At 43.8% G+C, this 20,591-nt stretch carries 17 protein-coding genes and 2 riboswitches; all 17 genes read left to right on the top strand.

Annotated features, from left to right (window positions below; translation table 11 throughout):
• Window positions 1-48: 48 nt before the first annotated feature.
• Window positions 49-155, top strand: a riboswitch (SAM riboswitch).
• Between the two features lie 77 nt (window positions 156-232).
• The 17 genes from thrA (at window position 233) to metF (ending at window position 20,452) form a co-directional block, all read left to right on the top strand.
• Window positions 233-3,622 carry a bifunctional aspartate kinase/homoserine dehydrogenase I gene (gene thrA, locus D2U88_RS02390; protein ID WP_119638694.1) on the top strand — a complete coding sequence of 1,130 codons (3,390 nt, stop codon included), beginning with the start codon at window positions 233-235 and terminating at the stop codon, window positions 3,620-3,622.
• Window positions 3,619-4,791 (top strand): trans-sulfuration enzyme family protein, encoded by a 1,173-nt coding sequence (locus D2U88_RS02395; RefSeq protein WP_119638695.1) that lies wholly within the window; start codon window positions 3,619-3,621, stop codon window positions 4,789-4,791. The genes thrA and D2U88_RS02395 overlap by 4 nt, the downstream gene beginning before the upstream one ends.
• 58 nt (window positions 4,792-4,849) lie before the next feature.
• Window positions 4,850-5,257 carry an RrF2 family transcriptional regulator gene (locus D2U88_RS02400; RefSeq protein ID WP_119638696.1) on the top strand — a complete coding sequence of 136 codons (408 nt, stop codon included), beginning with the start codon at window positions 4,850-4,852 and terminating at the stop codon, window positions 5,255-5,257.
• Between the two features lie 178 nt (window positions 5,258-5,435).
• Window positions 5,436-5,699 carry a DUF2061 domain-containing protein gene (locus D2U88_RS02405; protein ID WP_119638697.1) on the top strand — a complete coding sequence of 88 codons (264 nt, stop codon included), beginning with the start codon at window positions 5,436-5,438 and terminating at the stop codon, window positions 5,697-5,699.
• 11 nt (window positions 5,700-5,710) lie between these two features.
• On the top strand, window positions 5,711-6,334 hold the full coding sequence (locus D2U88_RS02410) for a phosphoadenosine phosphosulfate reductase domain-containing protein (RefSeq protein WP_119638698.1): 624 nt from the start codon (window positions 5,711-5,713) through the stop codon (window positions 6,332-6,334).
• A 66-nt stretch (window positions 6,335-6,400) separates the two neighbouring features.
• A complete protein-coding gene (gene cysD, locus D2U88_RS02415) occupies window positions 6,401-7,309 on the top strand; it encodes a sulfate adenylyltransferase subunit CysD (protein WP_262696582.1) in 909 nt (302 codons plus the stop codon).
• A gap of 84 nt (window positions 7,310-7,393) precedes the next feature.
• Window positions 7,394-8,641 (top strand): sulfate adenylyltransferase subunit 1, encoded by a 1,248-nt coding sequence (locus D2U88_RS02420; protein WP_119638780.1) that lies wholly within the window; start codon window positions 7,394-7,396, stop codon window positions 8,639-8,641.
• Between the two features lie 73 nt (window positions 8,642-8,714).
• The gene (locus D2U88_RS02425) at window positions 8,715-10,805 is read left to right on the top strand and encodes a HEPN domain-containing protein (RefSeq protein WP_119638700.1); all 2,091 of its coding nucleotides are present in this window, start codon (window positions 8,715-8,717) and stop codon (window positions 10,803-10,805) included.
• On the top strand, window positions 10,798-11,574 hold the full coding sequence (gene cobA / locus D2U88_RS02430) for a uroporphyrinogen-III C-methyltransferase (protein ID WP_119638701.1): 777 nt from the start codon (window positions 10,798-10,800) through the stop codon (window positions 11,572-11,574). The genes D2U88_RS02425 and cobA overlap by 8 nt, the downstream gene beginning before the upstream one ends.
• A 70-nt stretch (window positions 11,575-11,644) precedes the next feature.
• Entirely contained in the window at window positions 11,645-12,706 is a 1,062-nt protein-coding gene (locus tag D2U88_RS02435; protein WP_119638702.1) for an NAD(P)/FAD-dependent oxidoreductase, read from the top strand.
• Window positions 12,707-12,793: 87 nt separating this feature from the next.
• Window positions 12,794-13,711, top strand: coding sequence for a helix-turn-helix domain-containing protein (locus tag D2U88_RS02440; protein WP_119638703.1), 918 nt, complete (start codon window positions 12,794-12,796; stop codon window positions 13,709-13,711).
• 84 nt (window positions 13,712-13,795) lie between these two features.
• On the top strand, window positions 13,796-14,557 hold the full coding sequence (locus tag D2U88_RS02445; protein WP_119638704.1) for an SDR family NAD(P)-dependent oxidoreductase: 762 nt from the start codon (window positions 13,796-13,798) through the stop codon (window positions 14,555-14,557).
• A gap of 141 nt (window positions 14,558-14,698) precedes the next feature.
• Window positions 14,699-14,812, top strand: a riboswitch (SAM riboswitch).
• A gap of 96 nt (window positions 14,813-14,908) precedes the next feature.
• Window positions 14,909-15,922, top strand: coding sequence for a homocysteine S-methyltransferase family protein (locus tag D2U88_RS02450; RefSeq protein WP_119638705.1), 1,014 nt, complete (start codon window positions 14,909-14,911; stop codon window positions 15,920-15,922).
• On the top strand, window positions 15,906-16,379 hold the full coding sequence (locus D2U88_RS02455; protein WP_119638706.1) for a hypothetical protein: 474 nt from the start codon (window positions 15,906-15,908) through the stop codon (window positions 16,377-16,379). The genes D2U88_RS02450 and D2U88_RS02455 overlap by 17 nt, the downstream gene beginning before the upstream one ends.
• Window positions 16,380-16,388: 9 nt before the next feature.
• A complete protein-coding gene (metH, locus tag D2U88_RS02460; RefSeq protein ID WP_235855701.1) occupies window positions 16,389-19,076 on the top strand; it encodes a methionine synthase in 2,688 nt (895 codons plus the stop codon).
• 10 nt (window positions 19,077-19,086) lie between these two features.
• Window positions 19,087-19,443, top strand: coding sequence for a four helix bundle protein (locus D2U88_RS02465; protein WP_119638708.1), 357 nt, complete (start codon window positions 19,087-19,089; stop codon window positions 19,441-19,443).
• Between the two features lie 55 nt (window positions 19,444-19,498).
• A complete protein-coding gene (gene metF, locus D2U88_RS02470) occupies window positions 19,499-20,452 on the top strand; it encodes a methylenetetrahydrofolate reductase [NAD(P)H] (RefSeq protein WP_119638709.1) in 954 nt (317 codons plus the stop codon).
• Window positions 20,453-20,591: the final 139 nt, after the last annotated feature.

A 20,591-nucleotide genomic window follows, 5' to 3' on the forward strand; every position in this document is an offset into this window, starting at 1 on the left:
ATCTTTCCATCAGTATCTTTGTGCTTCGAAGTTCAAACACGTATTGAAAAGTTATCAAGAAAGGTGGAGGGAATAGACCCATTGAAGCCTTAGCAACCCTTGACGTCCAATGTCATGAAGGTGCTACATTCTATCCCATTGGGAATAGATAACGCAACAGGTAGTTTCTGCCCCTCTTTCTTATAACCATATTATTTATTAAATATTGACCTTTTGGGTCACACGTTGCATTATGGATATAAGGCATTTGGCCATAGAAAATTTTAAAACGATCAATGGATCGGTTCAGGACCTGCAATTGTCCTATCAATTGTTCGGGCAGCCCCTGCATTCGGCGCCCATTGTTCTGGTGAACCACGCCCTAACTGGTAATTCCAATGTTGCCGGCGAGCAGGGTTGGTGGTCCGATCTGATCGGGCAAGGAAAATGTATCAATACCGATCAGTATACCATTTTGGCGTTCAACATTCCTGGGAACGGTTATGATGGTTTTGTGATTGAAAACTATAAGGATTTTGTTGCCGGTGATATCGCCAAGATCTTTCTTTTGGGATTACAGCAACTGGAAATCCCTAAATTGTACGCTATCATCGGTGGTTCTTTGGGTGGCGGGATCGCTTGGGAAATGACCGCTTTGAATCCCAATATTACAGAACATTTGGTGGCCGTGGCATCGGACTGGAAATCCACCGATTGGCTCATTGCTAACTGTCAGATCCAAGAACAGTTCTTGGTCAATTCCAAACAACCGGTCCACGATGCCCGTATGCACGCCATGTTGTGTTACCGCACCCCGGAGTCGTTCAAGGAACGGTTCAAAAGGAGTACCAACGAAGAGCTTCAGGTGTTCAATGTAGAGAGTTGGTTAATGCACCATGGCAAGAAATTGCAGGAGCGTTTTCAATTGTCTGCCTACAAGTTGATGAACCAATTGCTGAAGACCATCGATATTACCCGTAATGGGGACGATGCCTTCAAAGTTTTGCAGGAAAGTGATACCAAGATCCATATCATCGGGGTCAATTCCGATCTCTTTTTTACTGCGGAAGAAAACCGTGAGACCTTCAAACGTTTGGCCAGGGCCAATGCCAATGTCACCTATGGTGAGGTGCAATCGCTCCACGGACATGATGCTTTTTTGATGGAGTTTGAACAGTTGGAAAAACTGTTGGAAACCGTCTTCCAAAAAAATGGAAAGACAGAGCGAATCAAGGTATTGAAGTTTGGGGGGAAATCCCTTGCCAATGGTGAAGGCATTGAACGCGTGTTGAAAATCATCACCAAAAGGGCCAAAGCCAACGAACATTTTGCCGTGGTGGTTTCCGCTCGCGGAAAAGCAACGGACGAACTGGAAAACTTGTTGGAGAAAGCGACTAGGGGAGAAGACTTCAAGGAAGATTTGGAGACGTTCGCCACCTATCAGAAAAATGATTTTAAAGGAGTCGATATCCAAGATGAATTAAGGACTATTGAACGTATCCTGAACGGGGTTTCCTTGACCGGTGATTACAGCTTAAAGACCAAAGATGAGATTTTATCTTTCGGTGAGTTGATTTCGGCCAAGGTAGTAACCACACTTTTGAACCAATCCGGTTTGAAGGCGGAACTCTTCGATTCCCGTAAACTGATCAAGACCGATGACACTTTCAGTAACGCTGAGGTAGATCAGGGGGCTTCCAAAGAAAATGTGATCCGTTATTTTCATCAATTAAAAGCAGATACCATTGCGGTAGTCACCGGATTTATCGGATCTACAAGTGATGGGGCTACTACCACTTTGGGAAGAAATGGAAGTAACTATTCCGCTGCCCTTCTGGCCAATTTCTTGGATGCCGGGGAATTGATCAACTACACCCATGTGGATGGTATTTTTACAGCCAATCCGGAGTTGGTGAAGGATGCCAAATTGATCGATGTGATTTCGTATAGCGAGGCGAATGAGTTGGCCAATTTCGGGGCTAATATCTTGCATGCGAAGACCATCATTCCATTGATCGAGAAAAATATCCCGTTGCGTATCTGTAATACGTTCAATGATGATAACGAAGGCACCTTGATTGGTCCAAAAACGGATAATGGCGGAATCAAATCCCTTTCGGTGTTGGATAATATGGCGCTCATCAATCTAGAAGGAAGAGGTCTTTTGGGCAAAGTTGGTGTCGATATGCGAATTTTTAGGGCCTTGGGCCAGAACGACATCAGTGTGGGGATCATTTCACAGGGATCCTCAGAGAGAGGTATCGGTTTGGTAGTGGATGCTTCCAAAGCGGACAAGGCGAAAAAATTGCTGGACCTCGAATTTGAAACAGATTACTCTTCACAGGACATCAACCAGATTACAGTAGTGAAAGATGTTTCGGTCATCTCCATTGTGGGGATGGATCTGAGCAGTTTCCATAAACCTTTCAATGCCTTGGCGAAGAACCAGGTGGTGCCGTTGCTTTTCAACAACACGGTCACCGGAAAGAACGTGAGTATGGTGGTGCGTAAATCTGACCTCACCAAAGCGGTGAATGTGGTACACGGGCAGATTTTCGGTATCGCAAAACGAATCAATTTGGCGTTGTTTGGACACGGAAATGTGGGTGGTACCTTGATCGAACAAATCTTAGGTTCTGAAAAAAGTATTGAGGCCAGAAAAGGGATTGATCTTCGGGTATTCGCAGTGGCCAATTCCAGAAAAGTGTTGTTGGATGCATCGGGCATTGGCACCGATTGGAAAGTACGTTTGGAAAAGGAGGGAAAACCCTATCAGATTGCCGATATCATTTCATTCGCCAAACATCATCATTTGGAAAACCTGATAGCCGTGGACAATACAGCCAGCAGTGACTTTGTGGAAAATTATGAGCCGTTCATCAAGCATGGTTTTGATTTGGTTTCCTCCAATAAAATAGCCAATACCCTCAGCTTTGAACGGTATAAATCCATTAGAAAATCCTTGGATGCCAATCAAAAGCAATATTTGTACGAAACCAATGTTGGGGCGGGACTTCCCTTGATCGATACCATTAAATTGCTCCACCTTTCCGGGGAGAACATTACCCGGATCAAAGGAGTGTTTTCCGGATCGTTAAGTTATATTTTCAATACATTTTCGGAGAAAGATGCCCTGTTTTCAGATATTGTAAAGGAGGCTATGACGAAAGGATATACGGAGCCGGACCCACGTGAGGACCTTTCTGGAAATGATGTGGGAAGAAAACTCTTGATCTTGGCCAGGGAGTTGGATCTGCAAAACGAGTTTTCGGATATCAAAATTCAAAACCTGATTCCGAATCAATTACAAACTTTGGATTTTGATGATTTTAAAGGAAGGATTGAAGAAATGGATTCGGTTTACACCGATGTGAAGAGTCAGCAAAAACCAGGACATGTGTTGCGATATGTTGGCGATTTGCACGGCGATTTGCAACAAGACAAAGGGATATTGGAAGTGAAATTGGTATCGGTTCCCAAAGAAAGTGCTTTGGGACAAGTGAAAGGTTCCGATTCCATTATCGAAATTTATACTGAATCCTATGGAGAAAATCCTTTGGTGATACAAGGTGCTGGAGCAGGTGCCGCCGTAACCGCTAGGGGAGTTTTTGGTGATATATTAAGAATAGCAGAGAAGATATGAGCAATAACAGAAAGCAGTTTGAAACAGAAGCAATCCGGACCCAGATGGAGCGCAGTCAATATTTGGAGCATTCCAGTCCTATTTATCTGACTTCCAGCTTTGTATTTGAGGATGCCGAGGACATGAGGGCTTCGTTCGCCGAAGAAAAGGAGAGGAACATTTATTCCAGATACTCCAACCCCAACTCCTCCGAGTTTATCGATAAGGTATGCAAAATGGAAGGGGCGGAAAGCGGTTTTGCCTTTGCTTCGGGTATGGCTGCTGTGTATTCTACCTTGGCAGCCTTGTTGAATTCGGGTGATCATGTGATTTCATCGAGCAGTATTTTTGGCTCGACCCATACTTTGTTTACCCAGTTTTTCCCTAAATGGAACATCACTACCAGTTTTTTTGATGCCAATGATTTAGCCAGTATAGAGAATTTGATACAACCGAACTCCAAGATTCTTTATGCGGAGTCCCCAACAAACCCTGGGGTGGATGTGTTGGACCTTGAGGTATTGGGCAACATCGCAAAAAAGCATGGACTCATTTTTATTGTGGACAATTGTTTTGCTTCTCCCTATCTGCAACAACCTATTAAATTCGGTGCGGATTTGGTTATCCATTCCGGTACTAAATTGATGGATGGGCAAGGAAGGGTATTGGCAGGTATTACGGTTGGCGGTAACAAGTTGATGGACAAGGTGTACCGTTTCTCCAGGATTACAGGTCCAGCGTTGTCGCCTTTCAATGCTTGGGTATTGTCCAGAAGTTTGGAGACCTTGGCCATACGCGTGGATAGGCATTGTTCCAACGCCCTGCAATTGGCCACTTTTTTGGAAAATCACCCGAAGATAGCCTGGGTGAAATATCCTTTTTTGAAATCGCATCCACAGTATGAGGTGGCCAAAAAGCAGATGAAGGCCGGTGGTTGTGTGGTTGCTTTTGAGGTGAAAGGAGGATTGGATGCGGGTAGAAAGTTCTTCGATAGTATAGAACTGTTGTCCCTTTCTGCAAACTTGGGCGATTCCCGAAGCATCGTTACCCATCCGGCTTCTACCACGCACAGCAAACTGTCCAAAGCGGAGCGTGAAGCGGTAGGGATAACTGACGGAATGGTCAGGATTTCTGTGGGATTGGAACATATTGATGACATCATTGCCGATATTGATCAAGCCCTAGGATAGGATTTTTGGAAAAGAACATTTTACATAGGGGATTGTTAATTTTCCCTATATTCGTGGGATGCTCTCCAAGAAGACAAAATATGGTTTAAAGGCACTGACTTACCTCGCAAGGGTCAAGGGAAAAGAGCCTGTTCAGATTGCTGAAATCGCCAAGCAAGAGAACATTTCCCAAAAGTTTTTGGAAAGCATTCTTCTTACCCTCAGAAGAAATGGTTTTTTGGGTTCTAAAAAAGGAAAGGGTGGGGGGTACTACCTGATCAAGGAACCCCATGAAATTCCCATGACCACCGTCATGCGGGTGTTGGAAGGGCCCATTGCCATGGTGCCCTGTGTGAGCCTTAATTTCTACGAAAAATGCGAGGATTGCCCGGATGAGGCCACGTGTTCCGTCCACAAACTGATGATTCAGGTTCGGGACAGTGCCTTGGATGTATACCGAAACAATACACTTGCCGATTTGCTTTAAAAATCCTCTTTCTTTTTAATCCATATTGATGAGAATCCAGTAAAATCTTTTGTTTAATTTCGATAATCTACTAAAACTATAGGATAAAAGTAATTTTAAGAAGGCTTTTGCATGTGGTTAAGAAATTTAATTCTATTTTTGAAATCCCTAGTTAATCGATAGGAAATACAATTTAGAAATGATCACAGACCAACTGGTAATTAAAAATAATAAAGAAGCTTCGTCCTATACCAAGGATGTTCGCTCCGAAAGTCCAAAGCGCAGTATTGCAAAATCCATCAGTTGGAGGATTGTCGGTACCATCGACACCATCATTATTTCATGGATCGTTACCGGAACCCTAACCTTGGCCTTCTCCATTGGTATGGTGGAACTGGTCACTAAAATGGTCTTGTATTTTTTTCACGAAAGAGTTTGGAACTCCATCAAATGGGGTAAATAAAAATAACGGATATGGCATTGACAACAGAAGAAATTCAGAATCTAAATCGCCAGTTTAAGGGCATTCCACCGGAAGAAATCATTTCTTGGGCCATCAAGCATGGCAAAAAATCAGTGGTGACCACAAATTTCAGACCTTACGAAGTGGCCATTCTCCATGCAGTGACAGAGGTCAACAAAGATATTCCGGTTATTTGGTGCGATACAGGTTATAATACCCCTCAAACCTACAAGCATGCGGAAGAGTTGATTGCCCGTTTGGGACTGAACATCAAACTATATGTGCCCAAACAGACCACTTCACACCGTGATGCGGTAATGGGAATTCCTCAAATAGATGATCCCCGTCACGAACTGTTCACGGAGCAGGTGAAGTTGGAGCCTTTCAGAAGGGCCATGGAAGAACACAAACCCGATGTATGGTTCACCAATCTTAGAAAAGGACAGACGGCCCACCGCGATTCCTTAGATGTGTTGAGCATGAGCAAGGATGGTGTACTTAAGGTAAGTCCGTTCTATCATTGGAGCGATACCCAATTGGATGCCTATTTGCAAGGACATGGATTGCCCAATGAGCACAAGTATTTTGATCCCACAAAAGTATTGGCAAACCGAGAATGTGGTTTGCATACATAATTCCCAACTCTAAAAATTATCAGAGCTTTGAGTACACTCGCTGAAGAAATTAAAGAACCAAAAACGATAACAAGTGCCACAAGGCCCAATGCCAACGCGTTGGAACACGAGGCCATATACATAATGAGGGAAGTAGCCGCCCAGTTTGAAAAACCTGTGCTGTTGTTTTCCGGGGGAAAGGATTCCATCACTTTAGTTAGATTGGCCCAAAAGGCATTCTGGCCAGCCAAGATTCCTTTTCCATTGATGCACATCGATACTGGCCACAACTTCCCGGAGACCATTGAGTTCAGGGATAAATTGGTAGAGGAATTGGGTGTGGAGCTTATTGTGCGCAATGTTCAGGATTCCATCGACCAAGGAAAGGTTGTGGAAGAAACTGGCAAATATGCCAGTAGGAATATGTTGCAGACCACAACTTTGTTGGATGCCATTGAAGAGTTCAAGTTCGATGCCTGTATCGGTGGAGCCAGACGTGATGAAGAAAAGGCCAGGGCCAAGGAACGCATTTTTTCCGTTCGTGATGATTTTGGCCAATGGGATGAAAAAAACCAGCGTCCGGAATTGTTCGATATGTTGAACGGACAGATAGAAATGGGCCAGAACGTGAGGGTGTTCCCAATCAGCAACTGGACCGAGCTGGACGTTTGGAGCTATATCCAAAAGGAAAATATTGAAATCCCTTCCATTTACTTCGCCCATAAAAGAAATACATTCTTACGTGACGGACTGATCTGGTCTGCTGAGGATGGCGTGGTTTTCAGGGCAGAGGATGAGAAAGTGGAAGAAAGAATCGTCCGTTTCCGTACTGTGGGTGATATGAGCTGTACTGCAGCCGTTGAATCCCATGCAGATACCATTGATAAAGTGGTTTCGGAAATCAGGGATTCAAAAATATCGGAAAGAGGGGCCCGTATCGATGACAAACGTTCCGAGGCGGCCATGGAAAAGCGTAAACAACAAGGGTATTTTTAAAATGAATGGTTGATGGTTTATAGTTGTTGGATTTTAGAAATATAGATGACCAGCAACGAACAACCCACTAACGAACAACAAGACATGGAAGTATTAAAGATAGCGACAGCAGGAAGTGTGGATGACGGAAAAAGTACCTTGATCGGAAGATTGCTGTATGACACCAAATCCTTGACCGACGATAAATTGGAAGCCATTGAACGGACCAGTAAACAAAAAGGGTACGACTACCTCGATTTTTCACTGGCAACTGACGGCTTGGTGGCAGAAAGGGAGCAAGGGATCACCATAGATGTGGCCCATATCTATTTCTCCACCGCATCCAAAAGTTATATTATAGCCGATACCCCTGGGCATGTGGAATATACCCGTAACATGGTTACCGGTGCATCTACCTCCCAAGCGGCCATTATTTTGATCGATGCCCGAAAAGGGGTTATCGAGCAGACCAACAGGCACTTTTTCATCAATAACCTGTTGCGTATCAAAGATGTGATCGTGGCCATCAATAAAATGGACCTTGTGGATTTTTCCGAAGACGCCTTCAATGATATCAAGGCTGATTTTGAAGAATTGATGGGCAAAAGGGATTATCAAGATCAGAAAATTACCTTCATTCCGGTGAGTGCCTTAAAGGGTGATAACGTGGTGAACCGTTCCCAAAGCATGGATTGGTATAAAGGCCAGACCTTGTTGGAACATTTGGAAGAATTGGATCTTCAGGATATCTACAATGTGGGAACACCCCGTTTTCCGGTGCAGTATGTCATCAGACCTAAAACTGAAGAATTCCATGATTTCCGTGGATTTGCAGGTAAAGTGTACGGTGGTGAATTGAGTGTGGGCGACGAAGTGGTGGTCTTACCATCCATGACAAGATCCAAGATCAAAGCCATTTATTTTTATGATACGGAATACCAAACCGCTCCGCGTCGTTCCTCAGTGACCATTACTTTGGAAGATGAGGTAAATGTAAGCCGCGGCGACATGTTGGTGAAGGTTGGTGACCTTCCGATCGTTGATAAACAATTGACGGCTACCGTATCTTGGATGGATTCCAATCAGTTGACCGTTGGTGGAAAGTATGTGTTGCAACATGGTGTCAACAAGGCTTTGGCCAAAGTAGATACCATTGACCACAAAATCCATCCAGATTATTCAGGTATCGAGGAAAATGTGTCCTCTCTTAATATGAACGATATCGCCAAAGTGCGTTTACGATTGAACAAACCCATATTTTATGATAGGTTCAAGGAGCACCGCACCAACGGTTCCTTTATCATCATCGATAGCAGGACCAATCATACAGCAGGCGTAGGTTTCATAGAATAACAGGTAATGCCCAAATGGGCAACAGGGAAGATTTTTATTATAAACCTATAAAAGAGATAGGAAAAATAGGATAATGAGAAGTTTTAGAACAGAAATAGAGAACCCGATAGTAGAGAAGGACATCATTGATTTGGAGAAAAAAATTCGCCAATTCAAGGATGGCAACATCGATGAGGAAAAATTCCGTAGTCTTCGTTTGGCGCGTGGTGTTTATGGCCAGCGTCAACCCGGGGTACAGATGATCCGTATCAAATTGCCCTACGGTAAGGTGACTTCCAAACAACTGCTTCGGATTGCCGACGTTTCCGATGAATATTCCCGTGGTCGTCTCCACATCACCACCCGTCAGGATATCCAAATTCACTATGTGGACTTGGAACGTACCCCTGAGTTGTGGGCAGAACTGGAAAAAGACCAAGTTACGCTTCGCGAAGCCTGTGGTAATACAGTTCGTAACGTAACAGCTAGTGAGACAGCAGGTATCGATGTGGATGAACCATTCGATGTTTCTCCCTATGCCCAAGCTTTGTTCGAATACTTTTTACGAAACCCTATCGGTCAGGAAATGGGTCGAAAATTCAAGGTTTCTTTTTCTGCCAGCGATGCCGATACCGGATTGTCCTACATGCACGATCTAGGGTTTATCGCTAAAATCGAAAATGGGGTAAGAGGATTTAAAGTGATGTTGGCCGGTGGTTTGGGTTCACAACCTCGCCATGCCGATGAACTGTATAGCTTTTTGCCTACCGACAAAATCATCCCGATGATGGAAGGTGTGGTTCGCGTGTTCGACCGTTACGGGGAACGCAAGAGTAGGGCCAAGGCACGTATGAAATTTTTGTTGAAGGATATCGGTTTGGATGGTTTCAAACAATTATTGGAAGAAGAACAGACCGCCATTCCTATTCAATCCTATCCTATCGATTTTGAAAGTTATCCACAGGTACAAGTTGCTGAAGTGGAAACTCCCAAGGTTGAAATTGAGGATACAAAAGCATTTGAACAGTGGAAATCCACCAACTTGGTGCTTCAAAAGCAAGAAGGCTACGTGGCCATCGGTATTAAGGTGCTTTTAGGTGATTTTTATACCGATAAGGCAAGGGAATTGGCTCAATTGGTGCAGAACTATGCAGCCGGTGAGATTCGTCTCTCCCTACGTCAAAATATATTGATACCCTTTGTGAAGGAGGAATTGGTTCCTTTCTTTTACCAAGAACTTGAAAAATTAGGCTTTGCCGAAGCAGGCTACAACAAGGCTTTGGACATCACCGCATGTCCTGGAACGGATACCTGTAATTTGGGTATCGCCAGCAGTACCGGTATCGCCGATGAGTTGGAACGCGTGATCAAAGCCGAATACCCACAATACATCAACAATGCTGATGTGGTGATCAAGATCAGTGGTTGTATGAACGCATGCGGCCAACACAACATGGCCCACATCGGGTTCCAAGGAATGTCCATCCGTACCAAGGATAAATTGGTGGCACCTGCCCTTCAGGTGTTGTTGGGTGGTGGAAATTTGGGCAACGGAAACGGAAAGTTCGCGGACAAAGTGGCCAAAATCCCAAGTAAAAGAGGACCTCAGGCCCTTCGTTTGATCTTGGATGATTTTGAGGCCAATGGAAATGGGGCAAACTTCACCGAGTATTATGAAGAAAAAGGACAGCTTTATTTCTATGATTTCTTAAAACCATTGACCGATGTGGACAACTTAACCCAAGAAGATTTCATCGATTGGGGCAATGAGGAAAAATACGTTCAGGAAATTGGGGTTGGGGAATGCGCTGGAGTTATTGTAGACTTGGTGGCGACCCTGTTTTTTGAGAGTCAAGAGAAGATAGAAAGCGCCGAAGAGGCCATCCAAGAAGGGAAGTGGGCTGCCAGTATTTATTATTCCTATCAGTCCATGGTAAACTCTGCCAAGGCATTGTTGACTTCGGAAAAACAAAAAGTGAATACCCATGCGAGTATTATCAAGGATTTTGATGAACTCTATGTGGCCACAGGAAAAATTGAGTTTGAAGGTGGATTTGAAAAATTCGCTCTTCAACTCAATCAAAATGAGCCTTCCGAAGCCTTTGCCAAAAGCTATGTGGAAGATGCGAAAACCGTATTGGAACGATTGGAAGCATACAGAAAATTGGAGTTGGAACATGCGTAATGGAAGATTGACAGTAGTTGGGGCCGGTCCCGGGGATGTGGATTTGATTACCCTTAAGGGTGTGAAGGCATTGCAGGCTGCAGATGTGGTGCTGTATGATGCATTGGTGTCCGCAGCATTGTTGGATTATGCTCCCCAAGCGGAAAAGATATTTGTGGGCAAGCGCAAAGGTTGCTACACCTATCAACAGGAGCAGATTAATGAACTGATCGTGCAGCGAGCCGATCAAGGACTCCATGTGGTCCGTTTAAAAGGGGGGGACCCATTCGTATTTGGCCGTGGTGCCGAAGAAATGGAATATGCAGCGGAATTAGGACTTGATGTGGCCGTGGTTCCGGGGATTTCTTCCTCGGTTTCAGTGCCTGCATCCCAAAACATTCCAGTGACCAAAAGAGGTGCTGCGGAAAGTTTTTGGGTGATTACAGGTACTACCAAGGAACACAAACTTTCCAATGATGTGGCCTTGGCCGCGAAATCGAGCGCTACAGTCATCATCCTTATGGGAATGTCAAAGTTGGGAGAGATCATGGAGCTCTTCAAGCAAGAAGGAAAAGTACAGACTCCTGTGGCCATCATCCAAAATGGTACCACGGAACATGAAAAAATAGGTATTGGAACTGTTGCTTCCATTGAGAACAAGGCAAAGGAGCAGCAGTTATCCAATCCTGCGATTATCATCATCGGTGAGGTGGTGAACCATCGCCAAAGAATATTGGACATTCAAAAGGAATACCAATACAAGGGAAAAAAATCGCTAGTTAAAGTTTAAAAATTGTCAGGTAGAGTAAGGACTCTGAGCGAAGTCGAAGGGAAAGTCCAGACTTATTAAAAGCAGTATTATGATTAAAACAGACATCATTATAATTGGAGCGGGACCAACCGGGTTGTTCACCGTTTTTGAGGCAGGCTTGTTAAAGTTGAAATGCCATTTGATCGATGCACTTCCACAACCAGGGGGTCAGTGTGCCGAGATCTATCCTAAAAAACCAATCTATGATATTCCGGCCTATCCAGAAATTTTGGCCGGTGCCTTGGTGGATAGGTTAATGGAACAGATTAAGCCATTTGAGCCTGGATTTACTTTGGGTGAACGTGCTGAAACTTTGGATAAGCAAGAGGATGGTTCCTTTGTGGTAACCACGAATAAAGGTACAAAGCATCAAGCTCCTGTTGTGGTCATCGCTGGTGGATTGGGTTCTTTTGAACCTAGGAAACCATTGATTGCCAATATTGAACTGTTTGAAAGCAAGGGTGTGGAATACATGATCAAGGATCCTGAATTGTTCCGCGATAAAAAAGTGGTCATTTCCGGTGGTGGGGATTCCGCATTGGACTGGGCCATTTTCTTGGCCGATGTAGCTTCCGAAGTTTCTTTGGTGCACCGTAGGAATGAGTTCCGTGGGGCTTTGGATTCTGTGGAAAAAGCAAGGGAATTGGCCAAATTGGGCAAGATTCAATTGTATACCGAAGCTGAAGTACAGGAAATCCATGGTAAGGAAGAACTTCAGGCTGTGGTGATCAAGTACAATGATGAATCCAAAGAGCAAAGCTACGTGGAAACCGATTACTTCATTCCTTTGTTCGGATTGTCACCAAAATTAGGACCCATCGGGGATTGGGGCTTGGAAATTGAAAAGAACGCCATCAAGGTGAACAATGCAAAGGATTACCAAACCAACATTCCAGGGGTATTCGCCATTGGGGACGTTAACATCTATCCAGGTAAATTGAAATTAATCCTTTCCGGATTTCACGAAGCTGCCGTAATGTGCCAGTTTGCCTATCAGATCATCAATCCGGATAAACGCTACGTGATGAAGTATACCACAGTTGGAGGTGTGGAAGGATTTGATGGTTCCAAAAAAGAGGCCAAAAAAGAAGTGGTACAGAGCATCAATTAAAATCATATATATTTTTCAAGGACACCTTCCAGAAGCAATTTTGGAGGGTGTTTTTGTTTTTGCACTATATTTGAATTTTACAATATCATGGAAGAACTGTTCACCCTTCGGGATTTTTATGGAAAAATGAAATTGCCCATCCCTGATACCATAGGAAAGGACATCGGGCATTTTAATGTGTTCAAGATTGATGAGTACCGTACAAAACTCAATGAGGGGGAGATGCGCTACGATCGGCGTTCCTATTTTAAGATCAGTTTGATCAATGGCAAGAACAGGGCAGAATATGCCGATAAGGTCATCGATATTGCTGATAAGGCCCTATTGTTTGCATCGCCTAGAATCCCATATCATTATGTGCCACAGGATGAAAATCAGTCCGGGTATTTTTGTGTATTCACGGAGAACTTTTTATCCAAGGATAAAAGTGGGGTCATTTTGGAAACGTTACCCCTTTTTCAACCAGGAGGGTTTCCCATCTTCAATATTTCCGATGATGATTATGTGGAGTTAGAACAACTTTTTCAAAAGATAGACAGGGAGTTATCTTCGGATTATCCCTTTAAATTTGATTTGATTCGGGCTTACATTGTGGAGCTGTTGCACATTGGTCAAAAGTTGCAGCCGGTACAACCTGTGGAAAATGGCAAAAATGCGGCAACCCGCATCACCGACCTTTTTGTGGAATTGTTGGAGCGGCAGTTTCCCATCAATACCCCTGCCCAACGTTTGGTCTTGAAAACGGCGAACGATTTTGCGGAGCGATTGGCAGTTCACGCCAACCATCTGAATAAAGTGCTCAAAGAAACAACAGGTAGTACCACAACGGCTATCATTCACGCCCGCATTTTTGAAGAAGCCAAAATCTTGCTCAACAACACGGATTGGAACATTTCCGAAATCGCATTCAGTTTGGGATTTGAGGAAGTGGCCCACTTTTCCAATTTCTTCAAGAAGTTTTCCAAAACATCCCCATTAAAATATAGAGGAAGTATCGCTATTTGATTTTTGCAAAAAATGGATTGATGCTCGCAATCTGCCAAGGTCACTTGTTTCGGAACTTTGTACCCTAATCAAAAATCAAAAAAAATGGCAAAAAGTAAAATAGCATTAGTAACTGGAGGCAGTAGAGGCCTCGGAGAAAATATGGCCATCAATTTGGCCAAAAAAGGATTGGATGTGGTCTTGACCTACCAAAGCAATAAGGTAGAGGCGGACAAAACAGTTCAGGAAATTGAAAGCTTGGGTCAAAAAGCCTATGCGTTGCAATTGGATGTGTCCCAAGTAGGCAGTTTTGACGCCTTTGTGGATCAGGTCAAAAAAGTGACCGACTCCCATTTTGGAGCGGACTACATCGATTATTTGATCAATAACGCAGGCATTGGTATCAATGCTCCAATCACGGAAACCACCGAAGAGCAATTCGATACCTTGGTTGATATTCATTTTAAAGGTGCATTTTTCCTGACACAAAAATTGTTACCCATCATGGCTAACGGAGGGGGTATCGTGAATATTTCCAGTGGATTGGCTAGATTCTCTTTCCCAGGGTATTCGGTGTATGGAGCCTTGAAAGCGGCAATGGAAACCCTTACCAGGTATCAAGCCAAAGAACTTGGTGCAAGACAAATCAGGTCGAATATAGTCGCACCAGGAGCCATAGAAACCGATTTTGGTGGCGGCACCAACAAGACCGATGAAGGCAAAAGAACGGCCATTGCCAATTTTACTGCTTTGGGTCGCGTAGGCATCCCTAGTGATATTGGAGGTGTGGTAGCCTTTTTGTGTACCGAGGACGCCAAGTGGGTCAACGGCCAGCGCATTGAGGTCTCAGGTGGTATGATGATGTAAAATCTAACAAAGAGTAATCTAAAACGGGTTGATTTTTCAACCCGTTTTTTTATTGTTGGAAATGTAAAAATAAAGGGTCATTTTTTGCTTTTCACTGGGGAGAGCCGTTTCTTTGCAGTTCAGTTCATTAATAAGTTGAAAGTGTTATCAAGAAAGGTGGAGGGATTGGACCCTTTGAAGCCTTAGCAACCCTCGACTTCCGAGAAGGTGCTACATTCTACCCTTATCCTGAACGTTTTTCGGGAAGGTTTGGAGCAATATCCTGCCAAAAGGGAAGGATAACGAAAGAATTCAAAGTATTTCCACACTTTTCTTGATACCCTTACATCCTATCGTAATGGGAATTGTACTATGGAAAAAATTGAGGATATTTTAAAGAAACGGATTTTGGTATTGGATGGGGCCATGGGAACCATGTTACAACGCTATAAGTTCGAGGAAGAAGATTTTAGGGGGGAACGTTTCAAGGATTGGCCTAGTGACCTGAAGGGAAACAATGATTTATTGTCTTTGACCCAACCGCAGGCCATTGCAGATGTGCACAGGGCTTATTTGGAAGCGGGTGCGGACATTATCGAGACCAATACCTTTTCCGGTACCACCATCGCCATGGCCGATTATGGTATGGAAGCATTGGTGTATGAACTGAATTTTGAATCCGCCAAGATTGCCAAACAAGTGGCTGATGAGTTCACCAAAAAAGATCCGAGCAAACCACGGTTTGTGGCAGGGAGTATAGGTCCCACCAACAAAACGGCAAGCATGTCACCGGACGTGAACGACCCTGGATACCGTGCCGTTTCCTTTGATGAACTTCGAAAAGCATATAAAGAACAAGTTGAGGCGTTGTTGGATGGTGGTGCCGATATTTTATTGGTAGAGACCATCTTTGACACCCTGAATGCCAAGGCGGCCCTTTTTGCCATTGAAGAGGTTAAGGATGAACGGAATATTGAAGTGCCGATTATGGTAAGTGGTACCATTACCGATGCTTCTGGACGAACTCTATCAGGACAGACAGCGGAAGCTTTTTTGATCTCGGTTTCCCATATTCCCATTTTATCGGTGGGGTTCAATTGTGCGCTTGGGGCCAAACAGTTGGTGCCCCATTTAGAGGTGATTTCCGCCAAGTCGGGATTTGCCACGTCGGCCCACCCCAATGCAGGATTGCCCAATGCTTTTGGGGAATACGATGAAACCCCGGAACAGATGGCCGCCCAAATCAAGGAATATGCAGAAAAGGGATTGGTGAATATTGTTGGGGGGTGTTGCGGCACTACTCCAGAACACATCAAAGCCATTGCAGAAATTGTTGGAAAATATGCTCCCAGAAAATTGGAAACCAACCATGAAGAGACCGTTTAGTTTTTTATTGCTGATAGTCACATTGGCTACTTCCATTTCCTGTGGAGAGAAAGAAAAAACCATAGAAAATGGAGATATCATCACTGAGGAGAACAATAAGATCATAGGCACATGGCTTTTGGTGTATGGCGAGACCAGGACAGGGGACTCCATTGAAATAAAGGATTTATCCAAAACCAAATTCATCAAAATATTGAACAAAGACCATTTTGCCTTTTTCAATCAATTGGAAGGAACCGACGAAGGGTTTTATGGGGGAGGAGGATCCTATGCTTTAAATGGCAACTCCTATGTGGAACGATTGGACTATGTGGGCATCAAGGAGTTAAGAGGGGAAGAATTCAGTTTTGAACTGGAGGTTAAAGGAGATTCCCTGATCCAATCCGGATTTGAAGACGTGCCCGAAGCTGGTATCAAAAGGCACATTGTGGAAAAGTATATACGAATCAAAGAATAACCGATAGTCGTGGAAATAAGAGCACTAAAACTTTCAGGTCTTGAGCCCTTGATCGTCACCCCGGAAAGTAATTTCATCAACGTGGGGGAACGTACCAATGTGGCCGGTTCCAAGATATTTCTAAGGCTCATTAAAGAAGAAAAGTTTGATGAAGCCCTCGCCATTGCCCGGAACCAAGTAGAAGGTGGGGCACAGATCATCGACGTGAACATGGACGATGGTCTTATCGATGGAAAAGAGGCTATGGTCAAATTCTTGAACCTGATTGTTTCCGAGCCTGATATTGCCCGTGTACCCATCATGATCGATAGTTCCAAATGGGAAATTATTGAGGCGGGTCTTCAAGTGGTGCAGGGCAAATGTGTGGTGAATTCCATCAGTTTGAAGGAAGGTGAGGAACAATTTATCCATCATGCCAAATTGATTAAGCGCTATGGTGCCGCGGTCATCGTCATGGCTTTTGATGAAGTAGGTCAGGCAGACAATTACGAGCGTAGGATTGAAATCGCAAAGCGTTCCTACGACATTTTGGTGAATAAAGTAAAGTTTGCCCCCGAGGACATCATCTTCGATTTAAATATTTTTCCTGTAGCGACAGGCATGGAAGAACACCGCCGCAACGCCATCGATTTTATCGAAGCCACCCGATGGGTCCGAACCAATTTACCATATTGCAGTGTCAGTGGAGGGGTGAGTAACGTTTCCTTTTCGTTCCGTGGAAACAATACGGTCCGCGAGGCAATGCATTCGGCATTTTTGTACCATGCCATAAAAGCAGGTATGAACATGGGCATTGTTAACCCCACCATGTTGGAGGTGTACGATGATATACCCAAGGATTTGCTGGAACATGTGGAGGATGTATTGCTGGACAGACGTGAGGATGCCACCGAACGCTTATTGGAGTTTGCCGAGACCGTAGTGGGAACGGCTAAGGAAGCCAAGGTGGATTTGTCATGGAGGCAAGAACCGCTTCAAGACCGAATTACACGTGCTTTGGTGAAGGGGATTGACCAATATATTGTTGAAGATGTAGAGGAGGCCCGACTTCAAGCCGATAGGCCCTTGGAAGTGATCGAGGGCAATTTGATGACCGGGATGAATGTGGTCGGTGACCTGTTCGGTAGCGGAAAAATGTTCTTGCCCCAGGTGGTAAAATCCGCAAGGGTAATGAAAAAAGCCGTGGCGTATTTGACTCCTTTCATTGAGGAATCCAAGGATCAGAACACCAAGGCGGCCGGCAAAATTTTGATGGCCACGGTGAAGGGTGATGTGCACGACATTGGAAAGAACATCGTGAGTGTGGTTTTGGCCTGCAACAATTATGAAATTGTGGATTTAGGTGTGATGGTCCCACCCGAAAAGATCATCAACAAGGCGAAGGAAGAACAAGTGGATATTATCGGTCTTAGTGGCCTGATTACCCCATCCTTGGATGAAATGGTTTTCTTGGCCAAGGAAATGGAACGTCAAAATTTCCAGGTACCCTTGTTGATCGGAGGTGCTACCACAAGCAAGGCCCATACCGCGGTCAAAATCGACCCGCAATACAGTCATTCGGTAGTGCATGTAAACGATGCATCACGTGCGGTGACCGTGGTGGGCGATCTGTTGCAGAAGGAAACTTCGGATACGTACAAGAAAAACATCAAGTTGGATTACGAGAGTTTTCGGGACAAGTTTTTGAACCGCGGCAAGCAAAAGGAATATTTGACCTTGGAAGAGGCTCGGGCCAATAAATTGCAGATTGACTGGAATCCCTCCGACATCAAAAAACCAAAGCAATTGGGCATTCAGGTGTTGGAAGATTTTGATTTGAAGCTGCTAACGGATTATATTGATTGGACCCCGTTTTTCAGAAGTTGGGACCTACATGGCAAGTATCCGGATATTTTGACCGATGATGTGGTAGGCAAACAAGCGACCGAACTTTTTAAGGATGCCCAAGAACTGTTGAAAAAGGTTTTGAATGAAAAATTGTTGAAGGGAAAGGCCATTTTTGGATTGTTCCCTGCCAATCAAATTGATGAGGATGATATTGAGGTTGTCAGTTCGAGCGCAGTCGAGAACAATACAAAGACCTTCATTTTCAGAACGCTTCGTCAACAATTGAAAAAGAGGGAAGGGGTGCCGAACATCGCCTTGGCAGATTTCATTGCGCCGAAGAATTCTGGTATTCAGGATTATATGGGCTTTTTCTGTGTAAGTACCGGGTTTGGGACTCAAGAATTGGCCGCAGAATTTGAAAGGCAGCATGATGACTACAATTCCATCATGATAAAAGCTTTGGCCGATCGTTTGGCGGAAGCTTTTGCGGAATATCTGCACAGAGAAGTTCGAACAACATATTGGGGGTATGCCCAAAATGAAAACTTGGACAACAGCGCCCTCATCGATGAGAAATATCAAGGAATCCGCCCAGCGCCCGGTTATCCGGCATGTCCAGACCACTTGGAAAAATTGACCATTTGGGAATTGTTGGATGTGGAGGAAAAAATCGGGGTAAAATTAACGGAGAGCTTGGCCATGTGGCCAGCGGCCAGCGTTAGTGGATATTATTTTGCTCATCCACAGGCCAAATATTTTGGTTTGGGAAAGATGACCCAAGATCAAGTAGCCGATTTTGCAAAAAGAAAAGGAATAACTTTGGAAGAAGCCCAAAAGTGGCTGGCGCCTAATATTGTTGATAGTTTATAGGTTTTGGTTCATGGAGTATATTGATTTGGAAGTTTGGAAAGAATCCCGAAAACTAGTCAAAATGGTTTATGAAGCAACCAAAAGTTTTCCCAAGGAAGAAATTTATGGTTTAACCAATCAGCTAAGACGAAGTAGTTGTTCCATTCCTTCCAATATTGCCGAAGGGTGTGGAAGAAAAACACCAAATGACACGATTCGATTTTTGCACATTTCAAGAGGCTCATTGTATGAATTGGAAACTCAATTGTACTTATCACTTGATCAAAATTATTTGAGCGAGAAAGAGTTTGACATGATTATAAGCCAAATTGTGTTATGCAAAAAACTCTTGAATGGATTTGTGAATTATTACAATACCATCGGATAATTAAAATAAGAAGACTATTAACTATCAACCAACAACCGAAAACGATTAGTTAAGAATGAAAATAACGGACCACATAAAAAAGGCCAAAGGGGAAACCTTGTTCAGTTTTGAGATTGTACCACCGGTAAAAGGCAAAAGTATACAAGAACTCTATAGGAACATAGATCCGTTAATGGAGTTTAAACCACCTTTTATTGATGTTACTACTTCGCGTGAAGAATACATTTACAAAGAGAAGGATGGATTGTTGGACAAAAAACTGACCCGTACACGTCCAGGAACATTGGGAATCTGCGCTTCTCTAAAGCATAAATATGATGTGGATACCGTTCCTCATGTGCTGTGTGGAGGATTTACCAGAGAAGAGACCGAATACCTTTTGGTGGACTGTCAGTATTTGGAAATTGAAAACGTAATGGCCTTGAGGGGAGATGCCAGAAAAGAAGAAAAATATTTTATTCCTACCCAAGGAGGCCATCAATATGCTGCCGAGTTGGTAAAGCAAATCCATGACATTAACCAGGGCAACTATTTGCACGAAGTTATTGAAGGTCATGAAATGGGTGATTTCTGCATTGGTGTAGCTGGGTATCCTGAAAAACATATGGAAGCCCCTTCCCTTCAATCCGATTTGAAGCGGTTAAAAGAAAAAGTGGATTTGGGAGCCGATTACGTGGTGACCCAAATGTTTTTCGACAACAAAAAATTCTTTGCTTTTGTGGAGGCGGCTCGCGAAATGGGTATTGATGTGCCGATCATTCCAGGTATTAAGCCGATTGCGGTCAAGCAACACCTACAATTGTTGCCGCAGGTATTTCGAGTGGACATCCCGCAAGATTTGATTGAAGCCGTGGAAGCTTGCAAAACCAATCAGGATGTTCGAAAAGTTGGGGTAGAGTGGGCCATTCAGCAATCTAAAGAGTTGAAGACGGCCGGCGTTCCGGTACTGCATTATTATTCCATGGGAAAATCGGATAATATCAAAGATATAGCCAAGGAGCTTTTTTAGTAGGGTACATTAAAAAGCTGTGGAGATTCTTCACTCCGTTCAAAATGACATTCCCGCTTTGCTTTTATTGAAAAAAAATCAACAGTAATAGTCATTCTGAGGAAGTATACTGACGAAGAATCTCAAAAAAAAAATAATA

It is taken from the genome of Flagellimonas aequoris (assembly GCF_003584165.1).
GTDB lineage: Bacteria > Bacteroidota > Bacteroidia > Flavobacteriales > Flavobacteriaceae > Flagellimonas > Flagellimonas aequoris.

Coding starts and splice junctions, on each gene's coding strand:
- D2U88_RS02440 (WP_119638703.1), top strand. CDS start 12,794: ATGGAAGAACTGTTCACCCTTCGGGATTTTTATGGAAAAATGAAATTG.
- D2U88_RS02395 (WP_119638695.1), top strand. CDS start 3,619: ATGAGCAATAACAGAAAGCAGTTTGAAACAGAAGCAATCCGGACCCAG.
- D2U88_RS02405 (WP_119638697.1), top strand. CDS start 5,436: ATGATCACAGACCAACTGGTAATTAAAAATAATAAAGAAGCTTCGTCC.
- D2U88_RS02450 (WP_119638705.1), top strand. CDS start 14,909: ATGGAAAAAATTGAGGATATTTTAAAGAAACGGATTTTGGTATTGGAT.
- metF (WP_119638709.1), top strand. CDS start 19,499: ATGAAAATAACGGACCACATAAAAAAGGCCAAAGGGGAAACCTTGTTC.
- D2U88_RS02465 (WP_119638708.1), top strand. CDS start 19,087: ATGGAGTATATTGATTTGGAAGTTTGGAAAGAATCCCGAAAACTAGTC.
- D2U88_RS02445 (WP_119638704.1), top strand. CDS start 13,796: ATGGCAAAAAGTAAAATAGCATTAGTAACTGGAGGCAGTAGAGGCCTC.
- cobA (WP_119638701.1), top strand. CDS start 10,798: ATGCGTAATGGAAGATTGACAGTAGTTGGGGCCGGTCCCGGGGATGTG.
- D2U88_RS02400 (WP_119638696.1), top strand. CDS start 4,850: ATGCTCTCCAAGAAGACAAAATATGGTTTAAAGGCACTGACTTACCTC.
- D2U88_RS02435 (WP_119638702.1), top strand. CDS start 11,645: ATGATTAAAACAGACATCATTATAATTGGAGCGGGACCAACCGGGTTG.
- thrA (WP_119638694.1), top strand. CDS start 233: ATGGATATAAGGCATTTGGCCATAGAAAATTTTAAAACGATCAATGGA.
- D2U88_RS02425 (WP_119638700.1), top strand. CDS start 8,715: ATGAGAAGTTTTAGAACAGAAATAGAGAACCCGATAGTAGAGAAGGAC.
- D2U88_RS02420 (WP_119638780.1), top strand. CDS start 7,394: ATGGAAGTATTAAAGATAGCGACAGCAGGAAGTGTGGATGACGGAAAA.
- D2U88_RS02410 (WP_119638698.1), top strand. CDS start 5,711: ATGGCATTGACAACAGAAGAAATTCAGAATCTAAATCGCCAGTTTAAG.
- D2U88_RS02455 (WP_119638706.1), top strand. CDS start 15,906: ATGAAGAGACCGTTTAGTTTTTTATTGCTGATAGTCACATTGGCTACT.